Source organism: Streptomyces sp. B5E4 (assembly GCF_039871555.1).
Taxonomy (GTDB): Bacteria; Actinomycetota; Actinomycetes; order Streptomycetales; family Streptomycetaceae; genus Streptomyces.
Map to the genome: position 1 here is coordinate 1 of NZ_JBDPMI010000002.1, position 24,322 is coordinate 24,322.

22 protein-coding genes and 1 pseudogene are annotated in these 24,322 nt (G+C 74.1%); 17 read left to right on the forward strand and 6 right to left on the reverse strand.

All coding sequences use genetic code 11. The features are described 5' to 3' along the window. The 13 genes and pseudogenes from ABGA99_RS02630 to ABGA99_RS02690 all read left to right on the forward strand — a co-directional run. Positions 1–155: formate dehydrogenase accessory sulfurtransferase FdhD (locus ABGA99_RS02630; protein ID WP_347582214.1), on the forward strand; the 155-nt coding region annotated here is incomplete at its 5' end. Positions 156–372: 217 nt separating this feature from the next. Next, positions 373–999 carry a TetR family transcriptional regulator gene (locus tag ABGA99_RS02635; protein ID WP_234380570.1) on the forward strand — a complete coding sequence of 209 codons (627 nt, stop codon included), beginning with the start codon at positions 373–375 and terminating at the stop codon, positions 997–999. Between the two features lie 164 nt (positions 1,000–1,163). Continuing rightward, positions 1,164–2,078, forward strand: coding sequence for a ferritin-like domain-containing protein (locus ABGA99_RS02640; RefSeq protein WP_347576773.1), 915 nt, complete (start codon positions 1,164–1,166; stop codon positions 2,076–2,078). Then, positions 2,075–3,076 (forward strand): ATP-dependent sacrificial sulfur transferase LarE, encoded by a 1,002-nt coding sequence (locus ABGA99_RS02645; RefSeq protein ID WP_347582083.1) that lies wholly within the window; start codon positions 2,075–2,077, stop codon positions 3,074–3,076. The genes ABGA99_RS02640 and ABGA99_RS02645 overlap by 4 nt, the downstream gene beginning before the upstream one ends. Next, a complete protein-coding gene (larB, locus tag ABGA99_RS02650; protein ID WP_347576775.1) occupies positions 3,073–3,810 on the forward strand; it encodes a nickel pincer cofactor biosynthesis protein LarB in 738 nt (245 codons plus the stop codon). Before ABGA99_RS02645 ends, larB begins: the two co-directional genes overlap by 4 nt. 140 nt (positions 3,811–3,950) lie before the next feature. After that, entirely contained in the window at positions 3,951–5,207 is a 1,257-nt protein-coding gene (gene larC, locus ABGA99_RS02655) for a nickel pincer cofactor biosynthesis protein LarC (protein ID WP_347576776.1), read from the forward strand. A gap of 61 nt (positions 5,208–5,268) precedes the next feature. Further along, positions 5,269–6,204 (forward strand): annotated as a pseudogene (locus ABGA99_RS02660) (SDR family oxidoreductase); the annotation flags it as partial. Positions 6,205–6,832: 628 nt separating this feature from the next. Continuing rightward, entirely contained in the window at positions 6,833–7,633 is an 801-nt protein-coding gene (locus ABGA99_RS02665; RefSeq protein WP_347582084.1) for an HAD-IB family hydrolase, read from the forward strand. Beyond that, positions 7,630–8,868 (forward strand): zinc-binding dehydrogenase, encoded by a 1,239-nt coding sequence (locus ABGA99_RS02670; RefSeq protein WP_347582085.1) that lies wholly within the window; start codon positions 7,630–7,632, stop codon positions 8,866–8,868. Before ABGA99_RS02665 ends, ABGA99_RS02670 begins: the two co-directional genes overlap by 4 nt. A gap of 131 nt (positions 8,869–8,999) precedes the next feature. After that, on the forward strand, positions 9,000–10,577 hold the full coding sequence (locus ABGA99_RS02675; protein WP_347576779.1) for a lactate racemase domain-containing protein: 1,578 nt from the start codon (positions 9,000–9,002) through the stop codon (positions 10,575–10,577). Beyond that, complete coding sequence (locus ABGA99_RS02680) at positions 10,574–11,602, forward strand: lysophospholipid acyltransferase family protein (protein WP_347576780.1); 1,029 nt, start codon at positions 10,574–10,576, stop codon at positions 11,600–11,602. The genes ABGA99_RS02675 and ABGA99_RS02680 overlap by 4 nt, the downstream gene beginning before the upstream one ends. Before the next feature lie 161 nt (positions 11,603–11,763). After that, complete coding sequence (locus ABGA99_RS02685; protein ID WP_347582086.1) at positions 11,764–13,434, forward strand: bifunctional 3'-5' exonuclease/DNA polymerase; 1,671 nt, start codon at positions 11,764–11,766, stop codon at positions 13,432–13,434. Positions 13,435–13,621: 187 nt separating this feature from the next. Continuing rightward, positions 13,622–14,440 carry a putative protein N(5)-glutamine methyltransferase gene (locus ABGA99_RS02690; RefSeq protein WP_347582215.1) on the forward strand — a complete coding sequence of 273 codons (819 nt, stop codon included), beginning with the start codon at positions 13,622–13,624 and terminating at the stop codon, positions 14,438–14,440. Here ABGA99_RS02690 and ABGA99_RS02695 read toward each other — a convergent pair. Then, on the reverse strand, positions 14,409–15,491 hold the full coding sequence (locus ABGA99_RS02695) for a DUF4185 domain-containing protein (protein WP_347576782.1): 1,083 nt from the start codon (positions 15,489–15,491) through the stop codon (positions 14,409–14,411). The genes ABGA99_RS02690 and ABGA99_RS02695 overlap by 32 nt on opposite strands. A 242-nt stretch (positions 15,492–15,733) precedes the next feature. Here ABGA99_RS02695 and ABGA99_RS02700 point away from each other — a divergent pair, with 242 nt between their 5' ends. Next, positions 15,734–16,288 (forward strand): pyridoxamine 5'-phosphate oxidase family protein, encoded by a 555-nt coding sequence (locus ABGA99_RS02700; RefSeq protein WP_347582087.1) that lies wholly within the window; start codon positions 15,734–15,736, stop codon positions 16,286–16,288. Positions 16,289–16,325: 37 nt separating this feature from the next. Here ABGA99_RS02700 and ABGA99_RS02705 read toward each other — a convergent pair whose 3' ends face one another. Beyond that, the gene (locus ABGA99_RS02705) at positions 16,326–17,147 is read right to left on the reverse strand and encodes an SAM-dependent methyltransferase (RefSeq protein WP_347576784.1); all 822 of its coding nucleotides are present in this window, start codon (positions 17,145–17,147) and stop codon (positions 16,326–16,328) included. A gap of 164 nt (positions 17,148–17,311) precedes the next feature. Here ABGA99_RS02705 and ABGA99_RS02710 point away from each other — a divergent pair, with 164 nt between their 5' ends. Together ABGA99_RS02710 and ABGA99_RS02715 are read left to right on the forward strand one after the other, a co-directional pair. After that, on the forward strand, positions 17,312–17,734 hold the full coding sequence (locus ABGA99_RS02710; protein WP_347576785.1) for a limonene-1,2-epoxide hydrolase family protein: 423 nt from the start codon (positions 17,312–17,314) through the stop codon (positions 17,732–17,734). Further along, a complete protein-coding gene (locus tag ABGA99_RS02715) occupies positions 17,731–18,519 on the forward strand; it encodes an SDR family oxidoreductase (protein WP_347576786.1) in 789 nt (262 codons plus the stop codon). The genes ABGA99_RS02710 and ABGA99_RS02715 overlap by 4 nt, the downstream gene beginning before the upstream one ends. 75 nt (positions 18,520–18,594) lie before the next feature. Here the strand turns inward: ABGA99_RS02715 and ABGA99_RS02720 are convergent, their stop codons facing one another. Next, entirely contained in the window at positions 18,595–19,566 is a 972-nt protein-coding gene (locus ABGA99_RS02720) for a winged helix-turn-helix domain-containing protein (RefSeq protein WP_347582088.1), read from the reverse strand. A 60-nt stretch (positions 19,567–19,626) separates the two neighbouring features. Here ABGA99_RS02720 and ABGA99_RS02725 point away from each other — a divergent pair, with 60 nt between their 5' ends. After that, the gene (locus tag ABGA99_RS02725) at positions 19,627–20,901 is read left to right on the forward strand and encodes an MFS transporter (RefSeq protein ID WP_347576788.1); all 1,275 of its coding nucleotides are present in this window, start codon (positions 19,627–19,629) and stop codon (positions 20,899–20,901) included. Positions 20,902–21,087: 186 nt separating this feature from the next. Here the strand turns inward: ABGA99_RS02725 and ABGA99_RS02730 are convergent, their stop codons facing one another. The 3 genes from ABGA99_RS02730 to ABGA99_RS02740 are packed head-to-tail and all read right to left on the reverse strand — an operon-like array spanning position 21,088 to position 24,318. Then, positions 21,088–22,449, reverse strand: coding sequence for a GH1 family beta-glucosidase (locus tag ABGA99_RS02730; protein ID WP_347582089.1), 1,362 nt, complete (start codon positions 22,447–22,449; stop codon positions 21,088–21,090). 20 nt (positions 22,450–22,469) lie between these two features. Beyond that, a complete protein-coding gene (locus ABGA99_RS02735) occupies positions 22,470–23,324 on the reverse strand; it encodes a carbohydrate ABC transporter permease (protein WP_347576790.1) in 855 nt (284 codons plus the stop codon). Next, the gene (locus tag ABGA99_RS02740; RefSeq protein WP_347582090.1) at positions 23,317–24,318 is read right to left on the reverse strand and encodes a sugar ABC transporter permease; all 1,002 of its coding nucleotides are present in this window, start codon (positions 24,316–24,318) and stop codon (positions 23,317–23,319) included. The genes ABGA99_RS02735 and ABGA99_RS02740 overlap by 8 nt, the downstream gene beginning before the upstream one ends. Positions 24,319–24,322: the final 4 nt, after the last annotated feature.

Below are 24,322 nucleotides of genomic sequence, written 5' to 3' on the forward strand. Positions count from 1 at the left end.
CCGTCCTGGCCGCGGTTTCCGCGCCGTCGTCCCTGGCCGTCGACCTCGCCGCGGAGACCGGCATGACACTGGTCGGCTTCCTGCGCGGCGACACCATGAACGTGTACGCAGGCGAACACCGCATCGCCTCGCACCGTACGGTCGCGGGTGTCTGATCGGCCCCGTCGCGTGCGCGGGCGCGGGGCCGGCCGGCGGGGTGCGCCCCCTGCGCCGGCCGGCCCCCGACGCCCGCGCGGCCGTGCCGCGGGCCGCCCTCCGGCGTGCCCTCTCGACCGGAGCTTTGGGCCGTCCCTCTTGTCCCGGCCGGGCGTTCACCGAAGACTTGACGCAATGAGCAAAATGCACACCTGCGTTGGAGCGTGAGCGACCACCGTGACCGGGAAGAGAACGCTGGGTCCTCGGGTGCGGCCACTCGGGCCCCGCCCCGGCCGTCCCGACACCAGGGCGGACATCATCCGCGCCGCCAAGCGCATGTTCGCCCGCGGCTACGGCGCCTGCAGCCTGCGCGCGGTCGCGCGCGAGGCGGGCGTCGACCCGTCCCTCCTCGTCCAGTTCTTCGGCAGCAAGGAGGGGCTCTACCTGGCCGCCATCGCCGACGTGATGCGCCCCGACGACGTGCTCGGGCGGATCATCGGCGACGCCTCCGACGGGCTGGGCGGGCGGCTCGCCGCCTATTACTTCGATCTGTGGGACGACGCCGAGACCAGGTGGCCCTTTCAGGCGATCCTGCTCTCCGCCGCGTCGTACCAGCCGGCGGCCGCCATCCTGCGCGACTTCATCACCCGTGAACTGGTCGCCCGCATCGCCTCCCGCGCCGTGAAGGACCGCGCGGAGCTGCGCGCCGGCCTCGCCGGCTCCCACCTCGTGGGCACCGCCCTGGTGCGCTACGTGGTGCGCTTCGGCCCGCTCGCCGAGTTGCCTCGGCCGGAGTTGGCCGAGATCGTGGGCCGTACCATCGACGGCTATCTCTTCGGCCCGCTCCCGGCCGCGCAAAGTTAGCGCGCCGAGTCAACCTCAGCGGTGTCTGCTGCGTCACGGGTGGGGGCAGTGGCGTGCGGGACCGGCCGCGATCTAGAATCCCGAGCTAACTCAACAGATGTTGATAAAGGGCTTCGTGCCGTGATGGACTCGGCGCAATCGGCGTATCTGCCGGAGGGAGAGCAATGGCCTTCGACATACCGGGCTACATCAACACGGCCGGACGCGTCCAGGTCGACGATCTGGACCTCGACGCGTTCGTCGAGCGCCCGCTGTCCGCGGAGGCCTTGCGCTGTCTGCGGTACATGTCGGACGTCGAGAGTCACACGGTCTGCTACCTGCGGGACGTGCTGGTCACCCCGTCGCACCGGGACCCGGACGTGACGGCGTTCATGTCGATGTGGGCCTTCGAGGAGTTCTGGCACGGCGAGGCGATCGACTCCGTGCTGCGCGCCCACGGGCAGAAGGCCGACTACGACCACATCCGCGAGGTGCGCGAGGCGCAAGGGCTCAAGGACCGGCTGGCGCCGATCTACCAGTCCATCGCGGCCAACGCCATCGGCGACGACTTCGTCGCCGTGCACATGACGTGGGGCGCCATAAACGAGTGGTCCGCGCACGCCGCGTACGGCAGCCTGATCGAGAAGGAACAGCACCCCGAGCTGACCAAGCTGCTCGGCCGCATACAGCGCCAGGAGTCCCGCCATCTCGCGTTCTACGCCAGTCAGGCCAAGGAGCGCCTGGAGCGCTCCCAGCGCGCCCGTTCGCTGGCCCGCTGGGTGACCGAGCGCTTCTGGCAGCCCGTCGGCTCCACCATCCAGCCGGTGGAGGAGACCCGGTTCGTGCTGCGGCACCTGCTGGGTGACGACGCGGGCGCCGACGCCGTGCGCAAGATCGACGAGAAGGTGCACAAGCTTCCCGGCATGGCCGGGCTCAACCTGGTCCAGCGCGGCGTCGCGGGCTTCGGGGCCGGCGTGCCGGTCGCCGACCTCGCCGCCGGTCGGCGCTCCCGCAAGCGCTTGGTCGCCGGCGCCGCGGTGGTCGCGGGCGCGGCCGGGATCGCCGCCGTACGACGTCGATCGGCGGGCTCACACGCATGACGGACGCCGGCCCCGCCGCGCACGACGGCCCCGCCGACCGGCGCGGGCCCACCGCAACCGGCGCCGGTGACCCCGCGGCCGCCCCCGCCGCGGGGCCGGCCGCCGCGGACTCCGGCGCGGCGGACGCGGACGCGGGCGCGGCCGCCGCCGCGCTGCTGGCGGAAGTCGGACGACTCGGCAGCGTCGCGGTGGCATACTCCGGTGGCGTGGATTCCACGGTCGTCCTCGCCGCGGCCGTACGCGCCCTCGGCCCCGGCCGGGCCGTCGGCGTCATCGCCGACTCGCCCGCCCTGGCCCGCGGCGAGCTCGCCCTCGCCCGTGACACGGCGGCGGACCTCGGCGCCGAACTCGTCGTGCTGGACACCGACGAGCTGTCCGTCGCGGGCTATCGCGCCAACGCCGGCGACCGCTGCTACTTCTGCAAGCAGACCGTCCTCGGCCGGGTGTCCGGCTACGCCGCGGAGCGCGGCTTCGCGCACGTCGCCACCGGCACCCACCTCGACGACCGCCGCGCCGCCCACCGCCCCGGGCTGCGCGCCGCCAAGGAACTCGCCGCCGCCGAGCCGCTGGCCGACGCCGGGCTCGGCAAGGCCGCGGTGCGCGCGGTCGCGCGGGCATGGGGGCTGCCGGTCGCGGAGAAGCCCGGCATGCCGTGCCTGGCGTCCCGCATCGCGGTGGGCATCACGGTCTCCAAGGACCGGCTGCACCTGGTCGAACGGGCCGAGGAGCGGGTGCGCGAGACGCTGGACGAGCACCGGGTGGGCGCCCGCGACGTCCGCGTACGCCTGCTGAAGCAGGGATTCCGGATCGAGCTGGACGCCCCCGCCCACCGCCGGGTCACCGCCGCCCACGGCCTCGGCGACACGCTGCTGCGCGAGGTCGCCGCCGTCGGCCCGCTCGGCGAGGGCAGCCTCGCCCCGTACCGTACGGGCGCCGTCAGCACCGCCGCCCGCGCCGCCTCCCGCACCGTCTCTTCCGATGGAGCGCCGACGCGATGAGCGAGCCGCGCGGCAGCGCCCTCGACGCCATCGGTCTGGCCGGGCTGCTGGACGGAGATGTCGCGGAGGTCGGCGACTTCGCCCGCCTCGACGTGGGCCGGCGCAGCCGCACCGGCGTGCCCGAGGTCGTCTACGCGGACGGCAAGACCCCGCAGCAGACGCTCCAGCTCCTCGCCGAACTGCGCCGCCGCACCCCGGACTCCCCGGCGCTGGCCACCCGCTGCCCCGAGGAGGTGCTGCGGGACGCGCCCGACACCTTCGCCGACGAGCCGGTACGGGTCGACACCCGCGCCCGCACCGTCACGGTGGGCCCGCTGCCGGCCCCGCGCGGCACCGTGGCCGTGCTCACCGCCGGCACCAGCGACCTGCCCGTGGCCCGCGAGGCCGTCACCACCCTCGACGCCCTCGGCACCGGCTCACGGCTCTACGCCGACGTCGGCGTCGCCGGGCTGTCCCGGCTGCTCTCGGTGCTCGGCGAGGTGCGCGCCGCGGACTGCGCGATAGTCGTCGCGGGCATGGACGGCGCACTCCCCAGCGTCGTCACCGGACTGCTCACCGCCCCCGTCGTCGGCGTCCCCACCAGCGTCGGCTACGGCTTCGCCGACGCCGGCCGCGCCGCCGCCGGCGCGATGCTCGCCTCGTGCGCCCCCGGGCTCACGGTCGTCAACATCGACAACGGCTTCGGCGCCGCCGTGCACGCCGCGAAGATCGTGGGGGTACGCGCCGGTGACTGAACAGCACAGCGCACGCCCGGCCTTCGCGTACGACGTCGCTCACACGGGGGAGGCCGCCCCGGGCGCCGGTGTGGCGGGGAAGACGTACGGGAAGGGCTCTCCCCGTGATCATGAACGGGACTCGTCGGGGGTGACGCACGGTGGCTGAGGGGACGGCCGCGGCCCATCTGGACTGCACCGCGGGGGTGGCCGGCGACATGCTGCTCGGCGCGCTGCTCGACGCCGGCGCGCGCCTCGACGCCGTACGGGACGCGGTCGCCGCGCTCACGATCGACGGACTCGACGTGTCCGTGGCACGCGACCGCCGCGGCGGCTTCGGGTGCAACCGCGTCACCGTCCACCGCCCCGCCGTCCCCGACCGCCACCGCCACCTCGCCGACGTCCTCGCCGACCTCGACCGCGCCACCGGCGCCGGACTCGCCGCGCCCGCCGCGGACTTCGCCGCCCGCGTCTTCCGGCTGCTCGCCGAGGCCGAGGGCCAGGCGCACGGCACCACCGCCGAGGAGGTCCACTTCCACGAGGTCGGCGCCTTCGACGCGCTCGCCGACGTGGTCGGCTGCGCCGCCGCGCTCGCCGACCTCGGGCTCCTCGCCCCCGGCGCCGCCGTCACCACCTCCCCGCTCGCCGCCGGCAGCGGGGAAGTCGACTGCGCGCACGGCCGGATGCCCGTCCCCGTACCCGCCGTGCTGCACCTGGCCGCCGCCGGCGGCCTCGCGCTCACCGGCGGCGGCCTCGCGGGCGAGCGCACCACCCCCACCGGCGCCGCGCTCGTCGCCGCCCTCGCCGCCCCGGGACCGCTGCCGGACATGGCGGTACGGGCCGTGGGCACCGGCGGCGGCCGCCGCGACACCCCCGACCGCCCCAACATCACCCGCGTCGTCGTCGGCACCCTCACCGCCCCCGCGGCGGGCGGGCCCGCCGAAGGTGAGGTCACCGTCGTGGAGAGCACCGTCGACGACCTCGACCCACGGCTGTGGCCCTCGGTCCTCGCCGCCCTGCGCGCCGCCGGCGCGTGGGACTGCTGGACCACCGAGACCGTCGGCCGGCACGGCCGCCCCGGCCGCGTCGTCACCGCGCTGTGCGCGGCGGAGATGCGGCCCGCCGTCGCCGACGCGCTGTTCCGCCACACCACCACGCTCGGCGTCCGCTGGTCCGCCCACCGGCGCGTGATGCTGCCCCGGCGCAGCGCCGTGGTCGCCGTGGGCCCGCCCGGCGCCGAGCAGCAGGTCACCGTCAAGGTCGCGGACGGCCCCGGCGGCGCGCTCACCGTACAGCCGGAACTGGCCGAAGCGGAGACCGCCGCGGCCGCGCTGGGCTGGCCCGTGCGCGCGGTGTGCGAAGCTGCCGCAGTCCGCTACCGGGGCGACCTGGCGGTGCCGCGGCCCGCCACCGGTTGACGCCGGTCCACAACAGAAACAGAGACCGGCATATGCAAGACCAGACCAGGGGAGGGCACGAGTGACGGGGACTTATCGCATCGGGCGACTCGACGACGCGCACGTCCTGCTGACCGGGGCCACCGGCTTCATCGGACAGGCGCTGCTGGAGCGGCTGCTGTCCGGCCATCCCGGCACCCGCGTCTCGATCGTCGTCCGCCCGCGGGGCAACGGCGGCGCCGCCGACCGCTTCCGCCGCCTGCTGCGCAAGGACGTCTTCCGCGCCTGGCGCGAACAGGTCGGCGCCGAGGCCGCGTTCGCCGAGGCGGAGCGGCGCGTCACCGTCATCGAGGGCGCGCTCGACCGGCTGGAGGACGTCGAGTTCCCCGCCGACATCGACGTCGCCATCCACTGCGCCTCGTCCGTCTCCTTCGACCCGCCCATCGACGAGGCGTTCCGCAGCAACGTCTCCGGCGCCGTCGCGCTGTACGAGAAGCTGGGCAGGCAGGAGCGCCCGCCGCACATCGTGCACATCTCCACCGCGTACGTCTCCAGCGGCGGCCAGGGCCTCGTACGCGAGGGCCGGCTCACCCACGACGTCGACTGGCGCGGCGAGCTGGCCCAGGGGCTGGCCGCGCGCGACGACGTCGAGCGCGCCTCCCGCCGCCCCGAGGTGCTGCGCAAGGCGCTGGAGAAGGCCGGCCGCGACCACGGCAAGGCCGGGCCGCAGATCGCCGCCAAGGACGCCGAGGACGCGCGCCGCGCGTGGGTCGAGGAGCGGCTGGTCGAACACGGCGCCATCCGCGCCGAGATCCTCGGCTTCTCCGACGTCTACACCTTCACCAAGGCGATGTCCGAGCGCGCCGTCGAGGAGCTGTGGGCGGACCGGCCGCTGTCGATCGTGCGGCCCGCGATCGTGGAGAGCGCGCTGCGCCACCCGTACCCGGGCTGGATCGACGGCTTCAAGATGGCCGACCCGCTGATCATCGCGTACGGCAGCGGGCTGCTGCGCGACATGCCGGGCCAGCCGGACACCGTGATGGACGTCGTCCCCGTCGACCTCGTCGTCAACGCCACCCTCGCCGCCGCCGCGGCACCGCCCGAGGAGGGCGCCGGGCCGCACTACTTCCACGTCGGCTCCGGCGCCACCAACCCCCTCACGCTGCGCGACCTGTACAAGCACGTGCACTCCTACTTCCGCCGCGACCCGCTGCCGGAGAGCAGCGGCCGCGGCCACGTCCGGCCGCCGTCGTGGACCTTCCCCGGTGCCTCCCGCGTGGAGTTCGCGCTCGGCGCCGGCGAACGCGCCGCGAACTTCGCCGACAAGCTCCTCGGCCAGTTGCCCGGCACCGAGCGCACCCAGGAGTGGGCGAGCAGGCTGCACAAGGAGAAGCGCTCGCTGGAGACGCTGCGCCGCTACTCCGACCTGTACGGCGTCTACACCCGTACCGCCGTCGTCTACGACGACCGCGAGCTGCGCGCGCTCAACGCCGCGCTGCCCGCGGAGCGCGCCGCCGAGCACGGCTTCGACCCCGCCGAGATCGACTGGTACACCTACCTCGAAGAGATCCACTGCCCCAAGGTCACCGCGCCGCTGCGGGCCAGAACCGGCGGACGCCGCAACGCCCCGCAAGCCGAACCCCGCCGTGCTCCCGCCCGGCGACGCCGCCGCGGGCAGCACCGCCGCCGTCTTCGACCTGGACGGCACGATCATCGCCTCCGACATCGTCGAGTCCTACGTCTGGACCCGGCTGGCGTCGCTGCCCCGCGGGCGCTGGGCCCCCGAGCTGTTCGACCTCGCCCGCAACGCGCCCCGCTACCTGCTCGCGGAGCGCCGGGACCGCGGTGACGTGATGCGCTCCTTCTTCCGCCGCTACGAGGGCGCACGCGCCGAGGAGTTGCGCGCCCTGGTCGCCGAACAGGTCGGCGACGCACTGCTGCACCGCATGATGCCCGAGGCCGTACGCCGCATCCGCGCGCACCGCGCCGCCGGCCACCGCACCGTGCTCATCACCGGCAGCCTCGACCTGCTCGTGGAGCCGCTGCGGCCGCTCTTCGACGACATCGAGGCCACCCATCTCGCCGAGCACGACGGCGTCCTGACCGGCTTCCTGCGCACCCCGCCGATCGTCGGCGAGGGCCGCGCGGCGTGGCTGCAGAGCCACGCCCGCGAGCGGGAGCTCGACCTCGGCGCCAGCTTCGGCTACGCCGACAGCTACTCGGACCGGCCGCTGCTGGAGGTCGTGGGCAAGCCGCACGCGGTCAACCCCGACACCCGGCTGTTCCGGCACGCCAAGCGCCACCGCTGGGAGATCGCCCGCTGGGGGACCCACACCGCGAGCCGCTGGGACGCGCTCGCGGGCACCGTGATCAGCCACACCCGGCCGCGTCCCGTACGGGCCCTGCCCGCGGCCGGCCGCACCGCATCCGACGGAGAGGCCCGATGAGCCTGGCGCTTCAGTACCACCGTTCGCCCGCGCGCTTCCTGGCCGCCCGCGGGCTCAGCCGCACCCGCAGCCGCGCCGCCGGCTCGCTGGCCGGCTCGCTCGCGCCGCTGCGGCTCACCCGCGACCGGCGCGATCTGCCCAAGGGCGACGGCTGGACCCGGCTGGCGCCCAGCCTGTCCGGCATCTGCGGCTCCGACCTCGGGATGCTGGGCGGCACCGTGTCGCCGTATCTGGCGGCACTGACGTCGACGCCGTTCGTGCCGGGGCACGAGGTCGTCGGCACCACCGTCGACGACCTGCCGACCATCCCGCGCGGCACCCGCGTCGTGCTCGACCCGGTGCTGTCCTGCGCGGTACGCGGCCTGCCCGAGTGCGGCGCCTGCCGCGCGGGGCACACCAACCGCTGCGACCACATCACCTCCGGGCACCTCTCGCCCGGTATGCAGACCGGCTACTGCGCCGACACCGGCGGCGGCTGGGCCCAGCGCATGGTCGCCCACGAGCACCAGCTCCGCCCGGTGCCCGACGACCTGCCGGACGAGCGCGCCGTGCTCGTCGAGCCGCTGGCCTGCGCGATCCACTCGGTACGCCGGGTGCCGATCGCGCCGGGCGCCTCGGTGCTGGTCATCGGGGCCGGCACGGTGGGGCTGTTCACCGTGCTGGCGCTGCGGCAGCTCACCGAGGCGGGCACCATCCACGTCGTCGCCAAGCACGGCCACCAGCGCGAACGGGCGCTGGCGCTGGGTGCGGACGAGGCCGTCGAGCCGGACCGTGCGCTGCGCGCCTTCCGCCGGATGACCTCGGCGCTCGCCCAGCGCCCGGAGATGGGTGCGGAGTTCCTGCTCGGCGGGGCGGACATCGCGTTCGAGTGCACCGGCGGCGGCGCCGGCCTCGACACCGCGCTGCGTACCGTACGGGCCGGGGGGACGGTCGTCGTGTCCGGCATCCCGGGGGGCGCCGACCTGACGCCGCTGTGGTACCGGGAGCTGAGCCTCGTGGGCGCGTACACCACCAGACGCCGCGAGGACGTCACCCCGGACGACCCCGACGCGGGCCCCGACGGTCGCGCCGGGACCGACTTCGACAAGGCGGTGCAGCTCGCTGCCACCGCGCCCCTGGACGGCTACGTCGAACGCTATGCGCTCCAGCAGTGGCGCCCTGCGCTGGAGCACGCGTTCGCGGCCGGCTCGGCGGGCTCCGTCAAGATCGCCTTTGATCCGACCCTGGACGGCTGACCGGGGACGAATGGCAGGGTAGGGGCCGATAGCGTAGTCGGCCGCCCCCCACCGCCGTACGCAGCCGCCGGGCACCCGACGCCCGCACCGCCGCCCGCTGCAGGCGCCGGCGACCACACTGAGGAGAGAGCGTGAGCAGACCAGGCTTCGTGCTGGAAGTCGACGAACGAACCCCGCCCCTGCTGGTGCACGAGGGCGAGAATTTCCGGCTGGAGCGGCTGCCCCACGGCACCCGGGTGATCTACCCGCCCGACTCGCTGCCCGGCATCCGCGACCTCGACGGGGTCATCCGCCGCGCGCTGCTCGAACCGCACGGCAGCGAGCCCCTGCCCGAGCTGCTGTTCGCCGGTATGCGGCTGACGATCGTCTTCGACGACCTGTCGCTGCCCCTGCCGCCGATGCGCCGGCCCGACGTGCGCCAGCGCATCATCGAGCAGGTGCTGGAGATGGCGGCGGCCAAGGGCGTCGACGACGTCGAGCTGATCGCCGCCAACGCCCTGCACCGGCGCATGACCCCGGCGGAGCTGCAGCACGTCGTGGGCGACCGGGTGTTCCGGTCGTTCTTCCCGCAGCACCTCACCAACCACGACGCCGAGGACCGCGACAACCTCGTGCACCTCGGCGACACCGCGGAGGGCGAGGAGGTCGAGATCAACCGGCGGGCGGCCGAGAGCGACCTCGTCGTCTACGTCAACATCACCTCGACGGCGATGAGCGGCGGGCCCAAGTCGGTGTCGGTGGGCCTGGCCAGCTACCGCAGCATCCGCCACCACCACAACGTGCACACGCTGCGGCACTCCCGGTCGTTCAACGACCCGCCGAAGTCGGCCATGCACCACTCGTACAACCGGATGCACGACCTGATCGGCGGCCAGGTCAAGGTGTTCACCGTCGAGACGACGCTGAACAACGACACCTTCCCGTCGGCCACGCGCTTCCTCAACAAGCGCGAGTGGGAGTGGAACTACGGCGACCAGGCCGCCTACCTCGCCTCCCGGCGCGGCAACGCGCTGATGACGCCGTCGATGCGGCGCCGGCTGTGGCACAAGACGGAGGCGCCGTACGGGGTCACGGGCGTCAACGCCGGCGCGCCGAGCGAGGTGCACCCGATCACCCTGCGCAACGTCCACCGCCAGCAGCTCACCGAGGTGCAGGGGCAGGCCGACGTCGCGGTGTACGGACTGCCGTACATCTGCCCGTACAACGTCAACTCGGTGATGAACCCGATCCTGACGATGTGCCTGGGTCTCGGCTACTTCTTCAACATGTATCTGAACAAGCCGATCGTGCGGGAGGGCGGCGTCGGGATCTTCTACCACCCGATGCCGAACGAGTTCCACCCCGTGCACCACCCCAGCTACATCGACTTCTACGAAGAGGTGCTGGCCGAGACCACCGACCCGGCGGTCATCGAGGCCAAGTTCGAGAAGCAGTTCGCCACCGACCCGTGGTACACGCACCTCTACCGCAAGAGCTACGCCTACCACGGCGTGCACCCCTTCTACATGTGGTACTGGGGCGCGCACGCGATGCAGCACCTGGGCCAGGTCATCTTCGTCGGCGCGGACCGCAGCGCGGCCTCCCGGCTCGGCGTGCAGTCGGCGTCGACGCTGAACGACGCGCTGCAACTGGCCTCGCAGACGGTGGGCACCAGCCCCTCGATCACGTACCAGCACATGCCGCCGCTGACCCTGGCGTCCGTCCGATGAGCGGCGCGAAGGGCCTGGGAAAGGGCGGCAAGCGGGGCAGGGGAAGCCTGCGCGGCGACCTCGCCATGGTGCGGTCGGGCCGCGACTGGCGCGGCCGGGCCCTGGCCCCCCGCGGCTACCGCACCCCGGGCGGCAGCGCCGCGGGCTTCGGGGCGGGGAAGGTCGAGCAGAAGACCTTCCCCACCGCGTGGGCGCGCACGCCCGCGGCCCGGGCGGTGCGCAACGTGCTGCAGCGCGGGGTGCTCAAGCAGTACGCCTGGGCCAAGACCCGGCCGCAGATCGAGGGCCTGGACCTGCTGGAGTCGCTGCGCGGCCCGGCGATCTTCGTCGCCAACCACTCCAGCCACCTCGACACCCCGCTGATCCTCGGCTCCCTGCCGCGGCGCATCGCCGACCGCACGGCGGTCGGCGCGGCGGCGGACTACTTCTTCACCTCCACGGCGGTCAGCATCACGACGGCCCTGATGTTCAACGCCTTCCCGGTGGACCGCCACGGCTCGCGCCGCGGCGGGGTGTCGCTGCCGGCGGAGCTGATCGACGACGGCTGGAGCCTGCTGCTCTATCCGGAGGGCACGCGGTCGCACGACGGGTGGATGAGCTCGTTCAAGATGGGCGCCTCGCGCCTGTGCGTGAACATGGGCATCCCGGTCGTCCCGGTGGCGGTCCGCGGCACGTTCGCCGCGATGCCCCGCGGCAAGGCCCTCCCCACCCGCACGGGCACGCGCCTGGTGGTCCGCTTCGGCCGTCCCCTGCCCCCGCAGACGGGCGAGTCGGTCACCGACTTCCGCGCCCGCATGCTGCGCCACATCGCCGCGCTGTGGGCGGAGGAGGACCTGGGCTGGTACCAGTCGCTCCGCGCGGCGGAGGAAGGTCGCCTGACGCTCCCCGAGGGCCGCACGACGGCGCTCCCGCTGACGGCGACGCCGGTGGAACAGGGCAAGCCGGTGGCGGAGTGGCGCCGGGTCTGGGAGGCGACGAGACCGTCGCTGGGAGACGGCCGCCGGAAGGTGTGGCGGGACGACTGAGGGTTCGGCACCGGGGTCCGGGACGGAGCCCCCGGCTCGGCCGCGCCGCAGGCGCGGTCGCGGGGGCCGGGGCGGAGCCCCGGTTTCTGGAAGGGGCGCCGTCGGGGGAGAGCAGCCCCGCCACCGGCACGGTGTCAGTGGGGGGTGCGAGACTCGGCCCCATGCGCTGGGCCATGGCCGACGGACCCCGCGGCGGGGTCATCGTCTGCCCCGTCGATGCCACAGGCAACCCCCACGGCCCCGAACACACCTACCCCCACCCCGCCGATGCCCTGAGCCACCACCCCACCGCCGACCGCTGGATCTGGTCCTCCACCGCCCGGTTCTATCCCCGCCTCCTCGACGCCGGCGGCTCCGTCCCCCGCTGCCACGACGTCGAAGCCGCAGAAGCCGTCCTCCTCGGCCACGAGGGGATGTGGGGCCTGCCCCGCTCCCTCGCCGCCGCCTGGGCACGACTCCGCGGACACCCCGTGCCCGAGGACCCGCCGCCCCGCTCGTTCGCCGGCGAGAGCGAGCCCACCCTTTTCGACGCCACCCCCGCCCGCCCCCACGGCACCGACGACCTGCCCGCCCTCCTCGCCGTCCACGCCGCCCAGCAGGACCGCATCGCCGCCTCCGCCCACCCGCACCGCCTGCGCCTCCTCGTCGCCGCCGAGTCCGCCGGCATGCTCGTCGCCGCCGAGATGCACCGCGCCGGCCTCCCGTGGCGCGCCGACGTGCACGACGCGTTGCTCACCGAGCTGCTCGGCGGCCGCTACCCGGGCGGTCTGGAGCCGCCGCGCCTCGCCGCGCTCGCCGACGACGTGTCCCGCGCGTTCGGCGAGCGGGTCCGCCCCGACCTGCCCGCGGAGGTCGTTCGCGCCTTCCGCAAGGCGGGCGTGAGGATCACCTCCACCCGCAAGTGGGAGCTGCAGGACGTCGACCACCCCGCCGTCGCCCCGCTGCTGGAGTACAAGAAGCTGTACCGGCTGCACACCGCCCACGGCTGGTCCTGGCTGCAGACCTGGGTGCACGACGGCCGGTTCCGCCCCGAGTACCTGCCGGGCGGTGCCATGTCAGGACGCTGGACCACGCATGGCGGCGGCGCGCTGCAGATCCCGCGGGTGGTGCGCCGCGCGGTGGTCGCTGACGAGGGCTGGCGCCTGGTGGTCGCCGATGCCGACCAGATGGAGCCGCGGGTGCTGGCCGCCGTCTCCGGCGACGCGGGGCTGATGGCGGCGGCGGACGGCACCCGGGATCTGTACGAGGCGCTGGCGGCCCGCGCCTTCGCGGGCGGGCGCGCGGAGGCGAAGCTCGCGCTGCTGGGCGCGATCTACGGTCAGACCTCGGGGGACGCGTTGAAGTACCTGGCGGATCTGCGCCGCCGCTTCCCCGTGGCCGTGGCGTACGTGGACGAGGCCGCCCGCGCCGGCGAGGAGGGCCGGCTCGTCCGCAGCCATCTGGGCCGTACGTGCGCGCCGTCGGACGCGGCGGACGACGGCGAGGCGGGGCTGCCGCAGGAGGACGACGGGGGCGGGCCGACGGCCCGCGGGGGCGCCGCGGCGCGGGCGCGGGGCCGGTTCGCGCGCAACTTCGTGGTGCAGGCGAGCGCGGCGGAGTGGGCGCTGTGCCTGCTGGCGGCGCTGCGTCAGGAACTGGCGGGGATGCGGGCGGAACTGGTCTTCTTCCAGCACGACGAGGTGATCGTGCACTGTCCGGACGCGGAGGCGCCGGCGGTGGAGAAGGCGCTGACGGCGGCGTCGGCGCGGGCGGGGGAGGTGATGTTCGGGGAGACGCCCGTGGTGTTCTCGTTCACGACGGCGGTGGTGCAGTGCTATGCGGACGCGAAATAAGGACGGGCAAAGCGTACGGACCACAAGGTAGAACGGGTACGTGCCAAAGACCCCGCCGCAGAACGGCCCGCACCGCGAAACCGCACGGCACGAGCCGGCACCGCGGAAAGCCGCACCACACGTACCCGCACCACACGTACCCGCACCGCAGGAACCCCCGCCGCCCCGGCCCGCCCCCCCCGCCCTCCTGGTCGCCCGCCTCCGCGCCGCCGGCTGCGTCTTCGCCGAGGACGAGGCCCGCCTCCTCCACGCCGCCGCCTCCACCCCCGCCGAGCTGGACGCCCTCGTCGCCCGCCGCGTCGCCGGCCGGCCGCTGGAACAGGTCCTCGGCCGGGCCGAGTTCTGCGGGCTGGACATCGCCGTCGAGTCCGGCGTGTTCGTACCCCGCAGGCGCAGCGAGTTCCTGGTCCGCCACGCCGCCGAGGCGGCGGCAGCGGCCCTCCGCCCCGTCGTGCTCGACCTGTGCTGCGGCTCCGGCGCCATCGGCGCCGCGGTCGCCGCCGCCGTGCCCGGCGTGGAACTGCACGCCGCCGATGTCGACCCCGCCGCGGTCCGCTGCGCCCGCCGCAACGTCGGGCCCGGCGGCACCGTCTACGAGGGTGACCTCTACGCGCCGCTGCCCGGACGCCTGCGCGGGCGCGTCGACGTGCTCGTCGTCAACGCCCCGTACGTACCCACCGCCGAGGTCCCGTTCCTGCCGCCCGAGGCCCGCGACCACGAGCCGCTGACCGCGCTGGACGGCGGCGCCGACGGGCTCGACGTCCAGCGCCGCGTGATCGCGGCGGCCCCGCGGTGGCTGGCGCCCGGCGGGCTGCTGCTGGTGGAGACGAGCGAGCGGCAGGAGCCCCGCACCCGCGCGGCCGTGGTCGCCGCCGGACTGACCGCCCGCACGGCGACGTGCGCGGACCTGGCGGCGACGATCGTCACCGGCCGCGTGCCGCGGGCGACAAGCCCGCGGCCCGCCGCGGGCCCGCCTACACGAACCCCCGCACCCGGTGCTGCATGACCCGGTACGGCCATCCCTCGGCCGTGTTCCACTGACTCACCGCCAGATGCAGGTTGTCCGGCGTCGACCCGGGGATGACATAGCCGCCGTACAACTGCGCCACGTGTGAGTCGTCCTCGTTGCCCCACTGCCCGCCCCACACCAGCGTGCGCCGGTGCGCCTCGTACAGGTTGGACGTCGGGGTGTCCATGAGGATGCCGTCGATGCGGTAGTCGGCCTCGTTGAACCACGTGAGGATCCACTTGCCCGCCATCGGCCGCAGGCACATCTCGCCGAAGCGCCCCTCCAGTACGGGGGTCGGCGGATTGCCCCACGCCCAGGCGCCGTTGCGGTAGCCCCACGGCTCGTACGCGCGCGGGTCGGCGATCCGGGCCGCCGGCACCCGTTGCAGGATCATCGGCTTGCTGCGGGTGAACTCCGTGGAGAACACGTACACGAAGCCGTCGTTCCCCTCCGCCCAGGTCAGCAACTGGAAGAGCCCGCCGTGCAGGTCGGGGGCGAACTTCGCGCCGGTGTGCACCCAGGTGGCGCCGTTGTCGTCGGAGCGCCAGATCTCCGTCCAGACGACGTTGCCGAGGCCCTTGTTGACCATGGCGTGCAGGTACATCGTCGAGCCGATGGTGATGACGTCGGACGGCAGGACGGTGGAGAAGACGGGGTTGTCGTGCTCGTACGCCCACAGTTGCTGTGCCGCCGCCCCGCCCACCGCACCGGACCAGGTGACGCCGGCGTCGAGGTTCGTCGTCCTGGAGTACAGCGCGACGGGCGAGCGCCACCAGCCGCCGCCGACGCGTGCTCCCTCGAAGGTGTCGCCGAAGACGAAGAGCATCCGGCCGTCCGGGGTGCGCACGGGGATCCCCAGGTCGGTGGCCTCCATCCGGTACGCGGTGGTGATCCCGGGCCCGGTGAGGTCCCGGATCTTGGTCACCTGCAGGGCCCGTGCGCCGCGCCCGGCGCCCGCCGGGTCCGCCGCCGCCCGCCCGCTCCCCAGCAGCGCCCCGCCGCCGACGGCGGCACCGGCCGCCGTTCTCAGGAACCGCGCCCTGGTCATGGGCGTGCGGCGCCCGGTTCCGACTTCGCGATGACTGCCCATGGGCCCTCCCGAAGGTCCCGAGAAATCGATTTCACGAACTCGGCAACCGAGCCTCCCACCGCGTTCCGGCACCGTCAACAACGCCGGCACACCCCCGCGCGGCAGCTCGCGATGAGTTCCGGCCGCCAGGCTGGTCGACACCCGTGAGGAAACGCAGCACACAAAAGGCCGCAAAAGAACGTGCACCCCAAGGAGTCACCATGGCGGAAAAGACACCCCGCGAGCCCGAGCCGGAGCTCCACCCCGACTTCAGCGACCCCGACGCCACCGCCACCCCCTGGCCCGACGCCCGCCGCGAACTGGAGACCGCCGGGGTCCTCTGGCTGACGTCCGTACGCCCCGAAGGCCGCCCCCACGTCACCCCGCTGATCGGCGTCTGGCTGGACGGCGCCGTGTATTTCTGCACCGGCGCCGAGGAGCGCAAGGCGCGCAACCTCGCCGCCAACCCGCACTGCACCGTCGTCACCGGCACCCGTGCCCTGGACGAAGGGCTCGACGTGGTCGTCGAGGGCGACGCCGCGCGGGTCCGCGACCGCGCCCGGCTCGGCCGGGTCGCGGACGCCTACATCGACAAGTACGGCCGTACCGTCACCTCGCCGGAGGGCACCTTCCACGGGCTGCCCGATTCCGTACGCAGCGGCGAAGGCCCGCTGGTCTTCGAGGTGGTCCCGCGGGTCGCCTTCGCCTTTGCCAAGGGCAAGCCGTTCGGCCAGACCCGCTACCGCTTCCCCGCCCGCCGGCCCGGCGGCGCCTGAGCCGCGGGCGCTCCGGCGCGGCGGCCGGCCCGCCGGGTCACGGCTTGCGGCCGACGCCTCCGGCCATCAGGCGCTCGTAGAGCTTCAGATCCGTGCGGACCGGCCTGTCGGGACGCCAGTGCGGCAGCGAGACCACGCCCGGCTCCAGCAGGTCGAGACCGGTGAAGTAGCTCTCGATCTCGGCGGCGGTGCGGAAGCGGCCGGTGCCGAGGAAGGACAGGAAGGTGTCCTGGAGGGCCCGGGCCTCCTCGCCGACGTCGCAGAAGGCCGTGATCACCAAGTGGCTGCCCGACGGGACCGCGTCCATGTACGCGTCCACGATGCCCTGCGGGTCCTCGTCGTCGTGGAGGTGGTGGAGGATGCCGACGAGCAGGATCGCCACCGGACGGGAGAAATCGATCAGCCGGCGCACGTCGGGGTGCTCCAGGATCTCCTGCGGGCGCCGCAGGTCGGCGGTGATGACGAAGGTGTCGTCGTTCTCCTGCAGCAGCGCGCGGCCGTGGGCGAGGACGATGGGGTCGTTGTCGACGTAGACCACGCGGGCGCCCGGCAGGTGGCGCTGGGCGACCTGGTGGGTGTTCTCCATGGTCGGCAGGCCGGCGCCGAGGTCGATGAGCTGGTCGATGCCCGCCTCGGCGGTCAGGTAGCGCACCGTGCGGCCGAGCGCCTCGCGGTTGAGCCACGCCAGGTCGTCGATGTGCGGCATGGTCTGGCGCAACTGGTCGGCGACGGCGCGGTCGACCTTGTAGTTGTCCTTGCCGCCGAGCACCACGTCATAGGCCCGGGCGATGCTGGGCTTGGTGGTGTCGATGTCGCCGGGTCCAAGTTTGGCCGCCCGCCCGTTGCCCTCGTCTTGCACAGCAGTCCCTTTCTGCCCGCCCGGTGACGTGGGAATGAGCCTAGCCGCTGGCACCGGGTGCCGCATCACGGGGCAACGACGTTGAGCCATGGGGCAATTGGGGATGGCGAGATGTGCGGGTTCGCCTTGACGGGCGGCGCGGGCGCTCAATAGCGTTCCGGTACATGCCAGCCCCGAACGAACCCGCCACCGAACAAGAAGCCCTCGTCGTGCAGTTCTTCGCCGACATGGGCAGCACCTACGCCGAGATGGTGCCCGCCTTCCGCCGCCATCTGGCCGACGACTGCGTCTGGGACAACCAGGGGCTGCCGGAGGTCCGCGGCACGGAACAGATCCTGGGCTTCCTCCAGCAACTCGTCGACCAGACCGGACTGGAGAGCGTCGGGGGAGAGGTGCTGCGGATCGCGAGCCGGGGCGGCACCGTGCTCACCCAGCGCCACGAGCACTGGACCGGCAAGGACGGCGCCGTCCTGGTCGAGTCGCTGCCGGTGATGGGCACCTTCGAGGTCGTCGACGGCAAGATCACGTCCTGGCGCGACTACTACGACTCCGCGCTCCTGGCCCCTCTGATGGCGGGCGACGCGTGACCGCGCAGACCGGGGACGCCCCCGGCGGGCGGTTCGCGGGCCGGACCGCCGTCGTCGCCGGCGCCAGCGAGGGCATCGGCCTGGCGGTCGCCGCCGGGCTCGTGGCCGGCGGCGCCAACGTCGTCCTGGTGGCCAGGCGCGAGGACGTGCTCGCCGAGGCCGCCGCCAAGCTCGGCCCGGCCGCCTCCGGCATCGCCGGCGACGTGGCCGACGAGACGACCGCCGCCCGCGCGGTCGCCCACGCCGTCGACACCCACGGCGGCCTGGACCTGCTGCTCTTCAACGCCGGCACGCTGCTGCCCGGCGACATCGCCGGCCAGCCGCTGGCACACGTCGACCGCATGCTCGCGGTCAACCTGCGCGGCCCCATCGCCTTCGTCCGCGAAGCGGCGCCGGAGCTGGCGAAGCGGCCCGGCGCGGCGGTGACCCTCACCTCGTCGGCCACCGGCCGGCTGCCCGTCCCCGGCCTCGGTGTGTACGGCGCCACCAAGGCCGCGCTGCACTACCTGGTGTCCACCTGGGCCATCGAGCTGGCACCCAGTGGCATCCGGGTCAACGCCCTGTGCCCCGGCGGTACGTACACGCCGTCGATGTACGAGGCGGCGAAGGCCATCCCGGGGCTGGAGGAGGCCACCATCGCCACCAACCTCGTCAAGCGGATGGCCACGCCGGAGGAGATCGCCCGGCCGGCCCTGACCCTGCTGGACAGCGCGGAGAGCGGGTACGTCACGGGCGCCGTCTGGGACATCGACGGCGGCTACCAGCGCGACCGTTCGGCCGGCTGAGCGCCCCCGGCGGTACGCGCCCATCCGCCCCGGACCGCGCGGCGGCCGGGGCGGGAGGGCCCGTACGCCGCGGCCTCAGTCGCCCTGCTGCGCCGCGACGAGCACCTCGCCGGCCGCCGTGCGGTAGTACAGCACCGACCGCCCCGCGCGCCGCCGCCCCACCAGCCGGGCGTCGCGGAGCACCCGCAGATGCCGCCCCACCGAGCCGAGGCCCTGCCCGGTGAACGCGACCAGCTGCGTGGTGGACTTCGGGGTGTCCAGCAGCGCCAGCACCGTCGCCCGCCCGGGGCCGAGCAGCCGGCCCAGCGACTCCGGCGGCGCGGCGGAGCCGGTGTCGGCCAGGGCGCCGGCGCAGGGGTAGACGAGGGCGTAGCGGTGCGGCGCCTCCCAGCAGACCCAGCCGGTGCGCGGCACGACGGCCACGAAGAGCAGTTGTGCGCCGGAGACGTCCCGCGGCGGGTAGTCGCGCACGTTTATCTGCAGCCGGCTCGCGCCCAGCCACCGCGTCCCCGGCCGCAGCGCGTCCAGCGCCGCCGCCCAGCCGCCCTGCCCCACCTGCGCGGTGCGCGCGACGATGTCCGCCTCGATGATCCGCCGGCGCCACGGCCAGTCGGGCAGGACCGTCTCCCGCCACACCCAGTCCATGATGTCCGCCGCCCGCTGCGGCAGGTCGTCGCGGCGCAGCCGCTCAGGCAGCCGGCCGTCGAGGGAGACGGCGACGTCGGCGCGGGCGGAGTCCGGGGGCGTGGCCCGTACCGCAGCAAGCTCCTCCTCGAAGGTCACCCCGGCCGCGCCCGTGGGCGTCGGGGTGAGGAAGTCCGCGTTCCACGGCCGCAGCAGCCCCACCCGGACCAGCTCGTCGGTCACGGGGTCCGCGGCCTGCCGTGCGCGGTACGCGGGCAGGTGGGCGTCGAGCCAGATGCGCTCGCCGGGGTGGGAGGGGGTGCCGCGCGCGAGCGTCTTCAGACACGCGAGGGTCTCGGCGAGCGGCGAGACCACGAACCGGCTGCCCGCCAGCGTGTCCGCGTCGACCTGCCACCACCCCATTGTTTCGCCTCCCGGCGAAACTCTAACCCCCGGGCCGCGGTCTCCCCGATGCTGCCCGGCATGCGCACGTATCGCGAGCTGTTCCGCGCCCCGGAGTTCACGCCGCTCTTCGCCACCTCCTCCCTGCAGGTCGCCGGGCTGACGATCAGCGGCCTGGCGCTGGGCACGCACATCTACGAGAAGACCGGCTCCCCGCTGCTGTCGGCCCTCGCGATGTTCGGCCCCTCGCTCGCGCAGGTGGTCGGCGCGACCCTGCTGCTGTCCGCCGCGGACCGGCTGCCGCCGCGCGGCGCGATGACCGCGCTCGCCCTCGTCTTCGCCGCCGCCACCGCCGCGCAGGCCGCGCCGGGGCTGCCGGTGTGGGCCGCGTTCGCGATCCTGTTCTGCCTCGGTCTGCTCGCCTCCGTGGGCGGCGGGGTGCGCTACGGGCTGCTCAACGAGATCCTGCCGCGCGACGGTTACCTGCTCGGCCGGTCGGTGGTCAACATGTCCGCCGGTGCCATGCAGATCACCGGCTTCGCGATCGGCGGCGTGCTCGTGACCGCCCTGTCCCCGCGCGGCACGCTCCTCGTCGCCGCCGCGGCGTTCCTCGCCGGCGCCGTCGTCGCCCGCGCGGGGCTCGGCCGCCGGGCGCCGCGTGCGGCGGGGCGGCCCTCGGTCGCGGAGACGTGGCGGGTCAACGGCCTGCTCTGGTCCTCGCGGCACCGCCGCATCCTGTATCTCGCGCTGTGGCTGCCCAACGGCCTCGTCGTCGGCGCCGAGTCGCAGTTCGTGCCGTACGAACCGGACCGCGCCGGCGTCCTGCTGGCCCTCAGCGCGCTGGGCATGCTCACCGGCGACGTCCTCGCGGGCCGGGTGCTCCCGGCCCGGTGGCGGCCCCGGCTCGGGGTGCCGCTGCTGTTGCTGCTGGCCGCCCCCTACCTGGTCTTCGCGCTGCGCCCGCCGCTGGCGGTGGCGGCGGTGGCCGTGACCGTCGCCGCGGCCGGCTTCGCCGCGAGCCTCGTCCAGCAGGAGCGGCTGATGGCGCTCACGCCGGACGAACTCAGCGGCCAGGCCCTCGGGCTGCACACCTCCGGGATGCTCACCATGCAGGGCGTGGCCGCGGCCCTCGCCGGCGGGATCGCGGAGCTGACCTCCCCGGCGACGGCGATGGCCGTGATGGCAGGGCTCTCGATCGCCGTCACGCTGGCCCTGACACCGGGCCTGCGCGCGGCCGGTACGGCGGCCCCGGCCCCGGCCGAGGACCCGGCCCCGCGTCCGCCCGGTGGCGGGGGCGGGACACGGGACCGGGAGTCGAAGGGCAGGCCGCGGGCACCGCGGGCCGGCCGGAGGTGACGACCGCCGGCGACGCCCGGTGGCCCGCGGCGGGCGGGCGCCGTGGAGGGCGCGGGGCGGGTGCCTCGTGCAGGGTGCGGCTCCTTGGAGATCGGGGGCGTGACCGCCCGGGTACGCCGTCGTGGTGGGGGGATGCCGTGCGGGGCACGCGGCGGCGGACCCGGGCGGAGCGTGGTGCCGCAGGGGCTACGCCGCGCGCCGCGCCGCCGCGCGGTGGCCGCGGATCAGCTCGGCGTAGCGCCGGCCGCTGCCCTTGACGGTGCGCCGCTGGGTGTCGTAGTCGACGTGGACGAGGCCGAAGCGCTTGTCGTAGCCGTACGCCCACTCGAAGTTGTCCAGCAGCGACCAGGCGAAGTACCCCGCCAGCGGCACGCCCCGGCGCACCGCCTCCGCGCAGGCGGCGAGGTGCTCCTCCAGATAGCGGGTGCGCTCCGGGTCGTCGATCTGGCCGTCGGGACCGACCGCGTCCGGGTAGGCGGCGCCGTTCTCGGTGACGTACAGGCAGCGGGCGCGGTAGTCGTCCGCCATCCGCTCCAGCGTCTTCGTCAGCCCTTCGGCGTGCACCTCCCAGCCCATCGCGGTGCGCCGCACGCCGGGCAGGTCGACCTGGCGCGCGTACGGCAGCGGGCCTTCCGGGTCGTCGGCGACGACCTGGCGGAAGTAGTAGTTCAGGCCCAGCCAGTCCAGCGGCGCGGCGATGGTCTCCAGGTCCCCGGGGCGCTCGGGCAGGTCCACGCCGTAGAGCCGGCGCATGTCCTGCGGGTAGCCGCGGCCGTGGACCGGGTCCATCCACCAGCGGTTGGTGTGCCCGTCGGCGCGTGCGGCGGCGGCGATGTCCTCGTCGCGGTCGGAGGCCGGCTCGCAGTGCGTGAGGTTGTTGACCAGCCCGATCCGGGCCCCGGGGACCGCGGCGCGCAGCGCCTGGACCGCGAGGCCGTGGCCGAGGTGCAGGTGGTACGAGGCCCGTACCGCCGCCGTCAGATCGGTCAGCCCCGGGGCCATCCGGCCCTCCAGATGACCGATCCAGGCCGAGCAGAGCGGCTCGTTGAGCGTGGCCCAGTCGGTGATCCGGTCGCCGAGCCGGCGGGCCACCGCGTCCGCGTACGCCGCGAACGCCTCGGCGGTCTCGCGCTCCGCCCAGCCGCCGCGGTCCTGCAGCGCCTGCGGCAGGTCCCAGTGGTAGAGCGTGGGGAAGGGGGTGATGTCGGCTTCGAGGAGCGCGTCGGTGAGCCGGTCGTAGAAGGCGAGGCCGGCCTCGTTGACGGGTCCCACGCCGCCCGGGACGACGCGCGGCCAGGCGATCGAGAAGCGGTACGCCTCGGCGCCCAGCCCTCGCATCAGCGCGATGTCCTCGGGCCAGCGGTGGTAGTGGTCGCAGGCGACGTCGCCGGTGTCGCCGCCGTCGACCTTGCCGGGCGTGTGCGAGAAGGTGTCCCAGATCGACGGGGAGCGCCCGTCCTCGCCTACGGCGCCCTCGATCTGGTACGCGGCGGTGGCGGTGCCCCACACGAAGTCGGACGGGAGGCGGTCGAGGTGCAGGTCGGTCACGGAGTTCCTTTCGGACAAGGTCACTTGACGGCTCCGGCGGTCAGCCCGGCGACGAGATAGCGCTGGAGCAGCAGGAAGCCGGCGACGACGGGGAGGCTGACGACGAGGGAGGCGGCCATGACCTGGTTCCAGTACACCTCGGTCTGGGTCGCGTACCCCTGCAGCCCGACGGAGAGCGTCCGGGTGACGTCGTTGGTCATCACCGAGGCGAAGAGCACTTCGCCCCAGGCGGTCATGAAGGAGTAGATGGCGACGGCGACGATCCCGGGGACCGCGGCCGGCACCACGACACGGAAGAGCGCCTTCAGCGGCCCGCAGCCGTCGACGAGCGCCGCCTCGTCCAGGTCGCGGGGGATGGAGTCGAGATAGCCGACCAGCATCCAGATCGAGAAGGGCAGGGTGAACGTCATGTAGGTGAGGATCAGGCCGCCGCGGGAGCCGTAGAGGGCGATCCCGGTGGTGTTCCCGATGTTGACGAAGATCAGGAACAGCGGCAGCAGGAACAGGATGCCGGGGAACATCTGGGTGGACAGCACCGTGACCGTGAAGATCCGCTTGCCGCGGAAGCGGTAGCGGCTGACCGCGTACGCGGCGAAGACGGCGATGACGACCGAGCAGGCGGTCGCGGCGCCCGCCACGATCAGTGAGTTCAGGAAGTAACGGGCCAGCGGCACCGTGTCCCAGATGTCGAGGTACGGCCGGATGGTCAGCCCGCTGGGGATCCAGCGGAAGGCCCCGGTGACGTCTTCGAGCGGCTTCAGGGAGCTGCTGAGCATCACGTACACGGGCGTGACCGCGAAGACCGTCAGCAGCGTGAGCACGATCCGCCGGGTCCAGACGAACGACCGCGGCGGCGCGGTGGGGGAGCTATGCACGGGCCGCCTTCCTTCCCCGGGAGGTGAGCAGCAGATAGCCGGCCGTGACCACCAGCAGGAAGAGCAGCAGCAGCACGGACATGGCCGAGCCGGCGCCGAAGTTCCAGGTGACGAAGGACGACTGGTAGATGTGGAGGGAGATGATGTCCGCGGACTCGGGTGCCGACTTGCCGAAGAGGATGTACGGCACGTTGAAGTCGTTGAAGGTCCACAGGAACAGCACCAGGACCAGCACCTGGTTGACCGGCCGCAGCGACGGCAGCGTGATCCGGCGGATCTGCTGCCAGATCCCGGCGCCGTCGATCGCGGACGCCTCGTACACCTCGCGCGGGATGTTCTGCAGCGCGGCGGTGAGCACGAGGAAGGCGAACGGCCAGGTGCGCCAGACCGAGACGACGACCAGCGAGACGAACGCGTTGTCGCCGATCAGCCAGAACGCCGGCTGGTCGGTCAGCCCCAACTGGTCGTGGATCACGTGGTTCACCAGGCCGTTGTCCCGCTGGAGCAGGAACGACCAGGTGATGACGGCGGTGTAGACGGGCAGCGCGTACGGGGTGAGGAAGAGCGCGCGCAGCAGTCCCCGGCCGCGGAAGGCGTCCTGCATCAGGATCGCCGCGGTGACGCCGAGCAGCCACGAGAGCCCGACCGCGAGCACCGTGAACGCGCACGTGAGGAAGAACGAGCGCAGCAGCGCCTCGCCCACGGGGGCGTCGAAGTCGACGGCGATACGGAAGTTGTCCAGGCCCGACCAGGGCGCGGCGCCCCAGTCGCGGATGTAGTGCTGGGTCAGCTCCTTGAAGCTCATCACCACACCGACGGCCATCGGCACCAGGTGGATCAGCAGCTCCAGCAGCAGCGCGGGCAGCAGCAGGAGGTACGGCAGGGCGCCGCGCCGTACGCGGCCGGTGCGGCGGCGCTTGCGGGCGGCGCCCCGGCCGGCGGGCGGCTTGTCGCCGGGGCCGGCCGGAGGCGTGTCGAGGGTGGTCGCGGTCATCCGG

Bases quoted from the DNA above. Each gene is read 5' to 3' on its own strand.
- ABGA99_RS02685 (WP_347582086.1), top strand. From the start codon at position 11,764: ATGCGCTGGGCCATGGCCGACGGACCCCGCGGCGGGGTCATCGTCTGC.
- ABGA99_RS02645 (WP_347582083.1), top strand. From the start codon at position 2,075: ATGACGGACGCCGGCCCCGCCGCGCACGACGGCCCCGCCGACCGGCGC.
- ABGA99_RS02695 (WP_347576782.1), bottom strand. From the start codon at position 15,491: ATGACCAGGGCGCGGTTCCTGAGAACGGCGGCCGGTGCCGCCGTCGGC.
- ABGA99_RS02670 (WP_347582085.1), top strand. From the start codon at position 7,630: ATGAGCCTGGCGCTTCAGTACCACCGTTCGCCCGCGCGCTTCCTGGCC.
- ABGA99_RS02640 (WP_347576773.1), top strand. From the start codon at position 1,164: ATGGCCTTCGACATACCGGGCTACATCAACACGGCCGGACGCGTCCAG.
- ABGA99_RS02680 (WP_347576780.1), top strand. From the start codon at position 10,574: ATGAGCGGCGCGAAGGGCCTGGGAAAGGGCGGCAAGCGGGGCAGGGGA.
- ABGA99_RS02740 (WP_347582090.1), bottom strand. From the start codon at position 24,318: ATGACCGCGACCACCCTCGACACGCCTCCGGCCGGCCCCGGCGACAAG.
- larB (WP_347576775.1), top strand. From the start codon at position 3,073: ATGAGCGAGCCGCGCGGCAGCGCCCTCGACGCCATCGGTCTGGCCGGG.
- ABGA99_RS02710 (WP_347576785.1), top strand. From the start codon at position 17,312: ATGCCAGCCCCGAACGAACCCGCCACCGAACAAGAAGCCCTCGTCGTG.
- ABGA99_RS02725 (WP_347576788.1), top strand. From the start codon at position 19,627: ATGCGCACGTATCGCGAGCTGTTCCGCGCCCCGGAGTTCACGCCGCTC.
- ABGA99_RS02720 (WP_347582088.1), bottom strand. From the start codon at position 19,566: ATGGGGTGGTGGCAGGTCGACGCGGACACGCTGGCGGGCAGCCGGTTC.
- ABGA99_RS02700 (WP_347582087.1), top strand. From the start codon at position 15,734: ATGGCGGAAAAGACACCCCGCGAGCCCGAGCCGGAGCTCCACCCCGAC.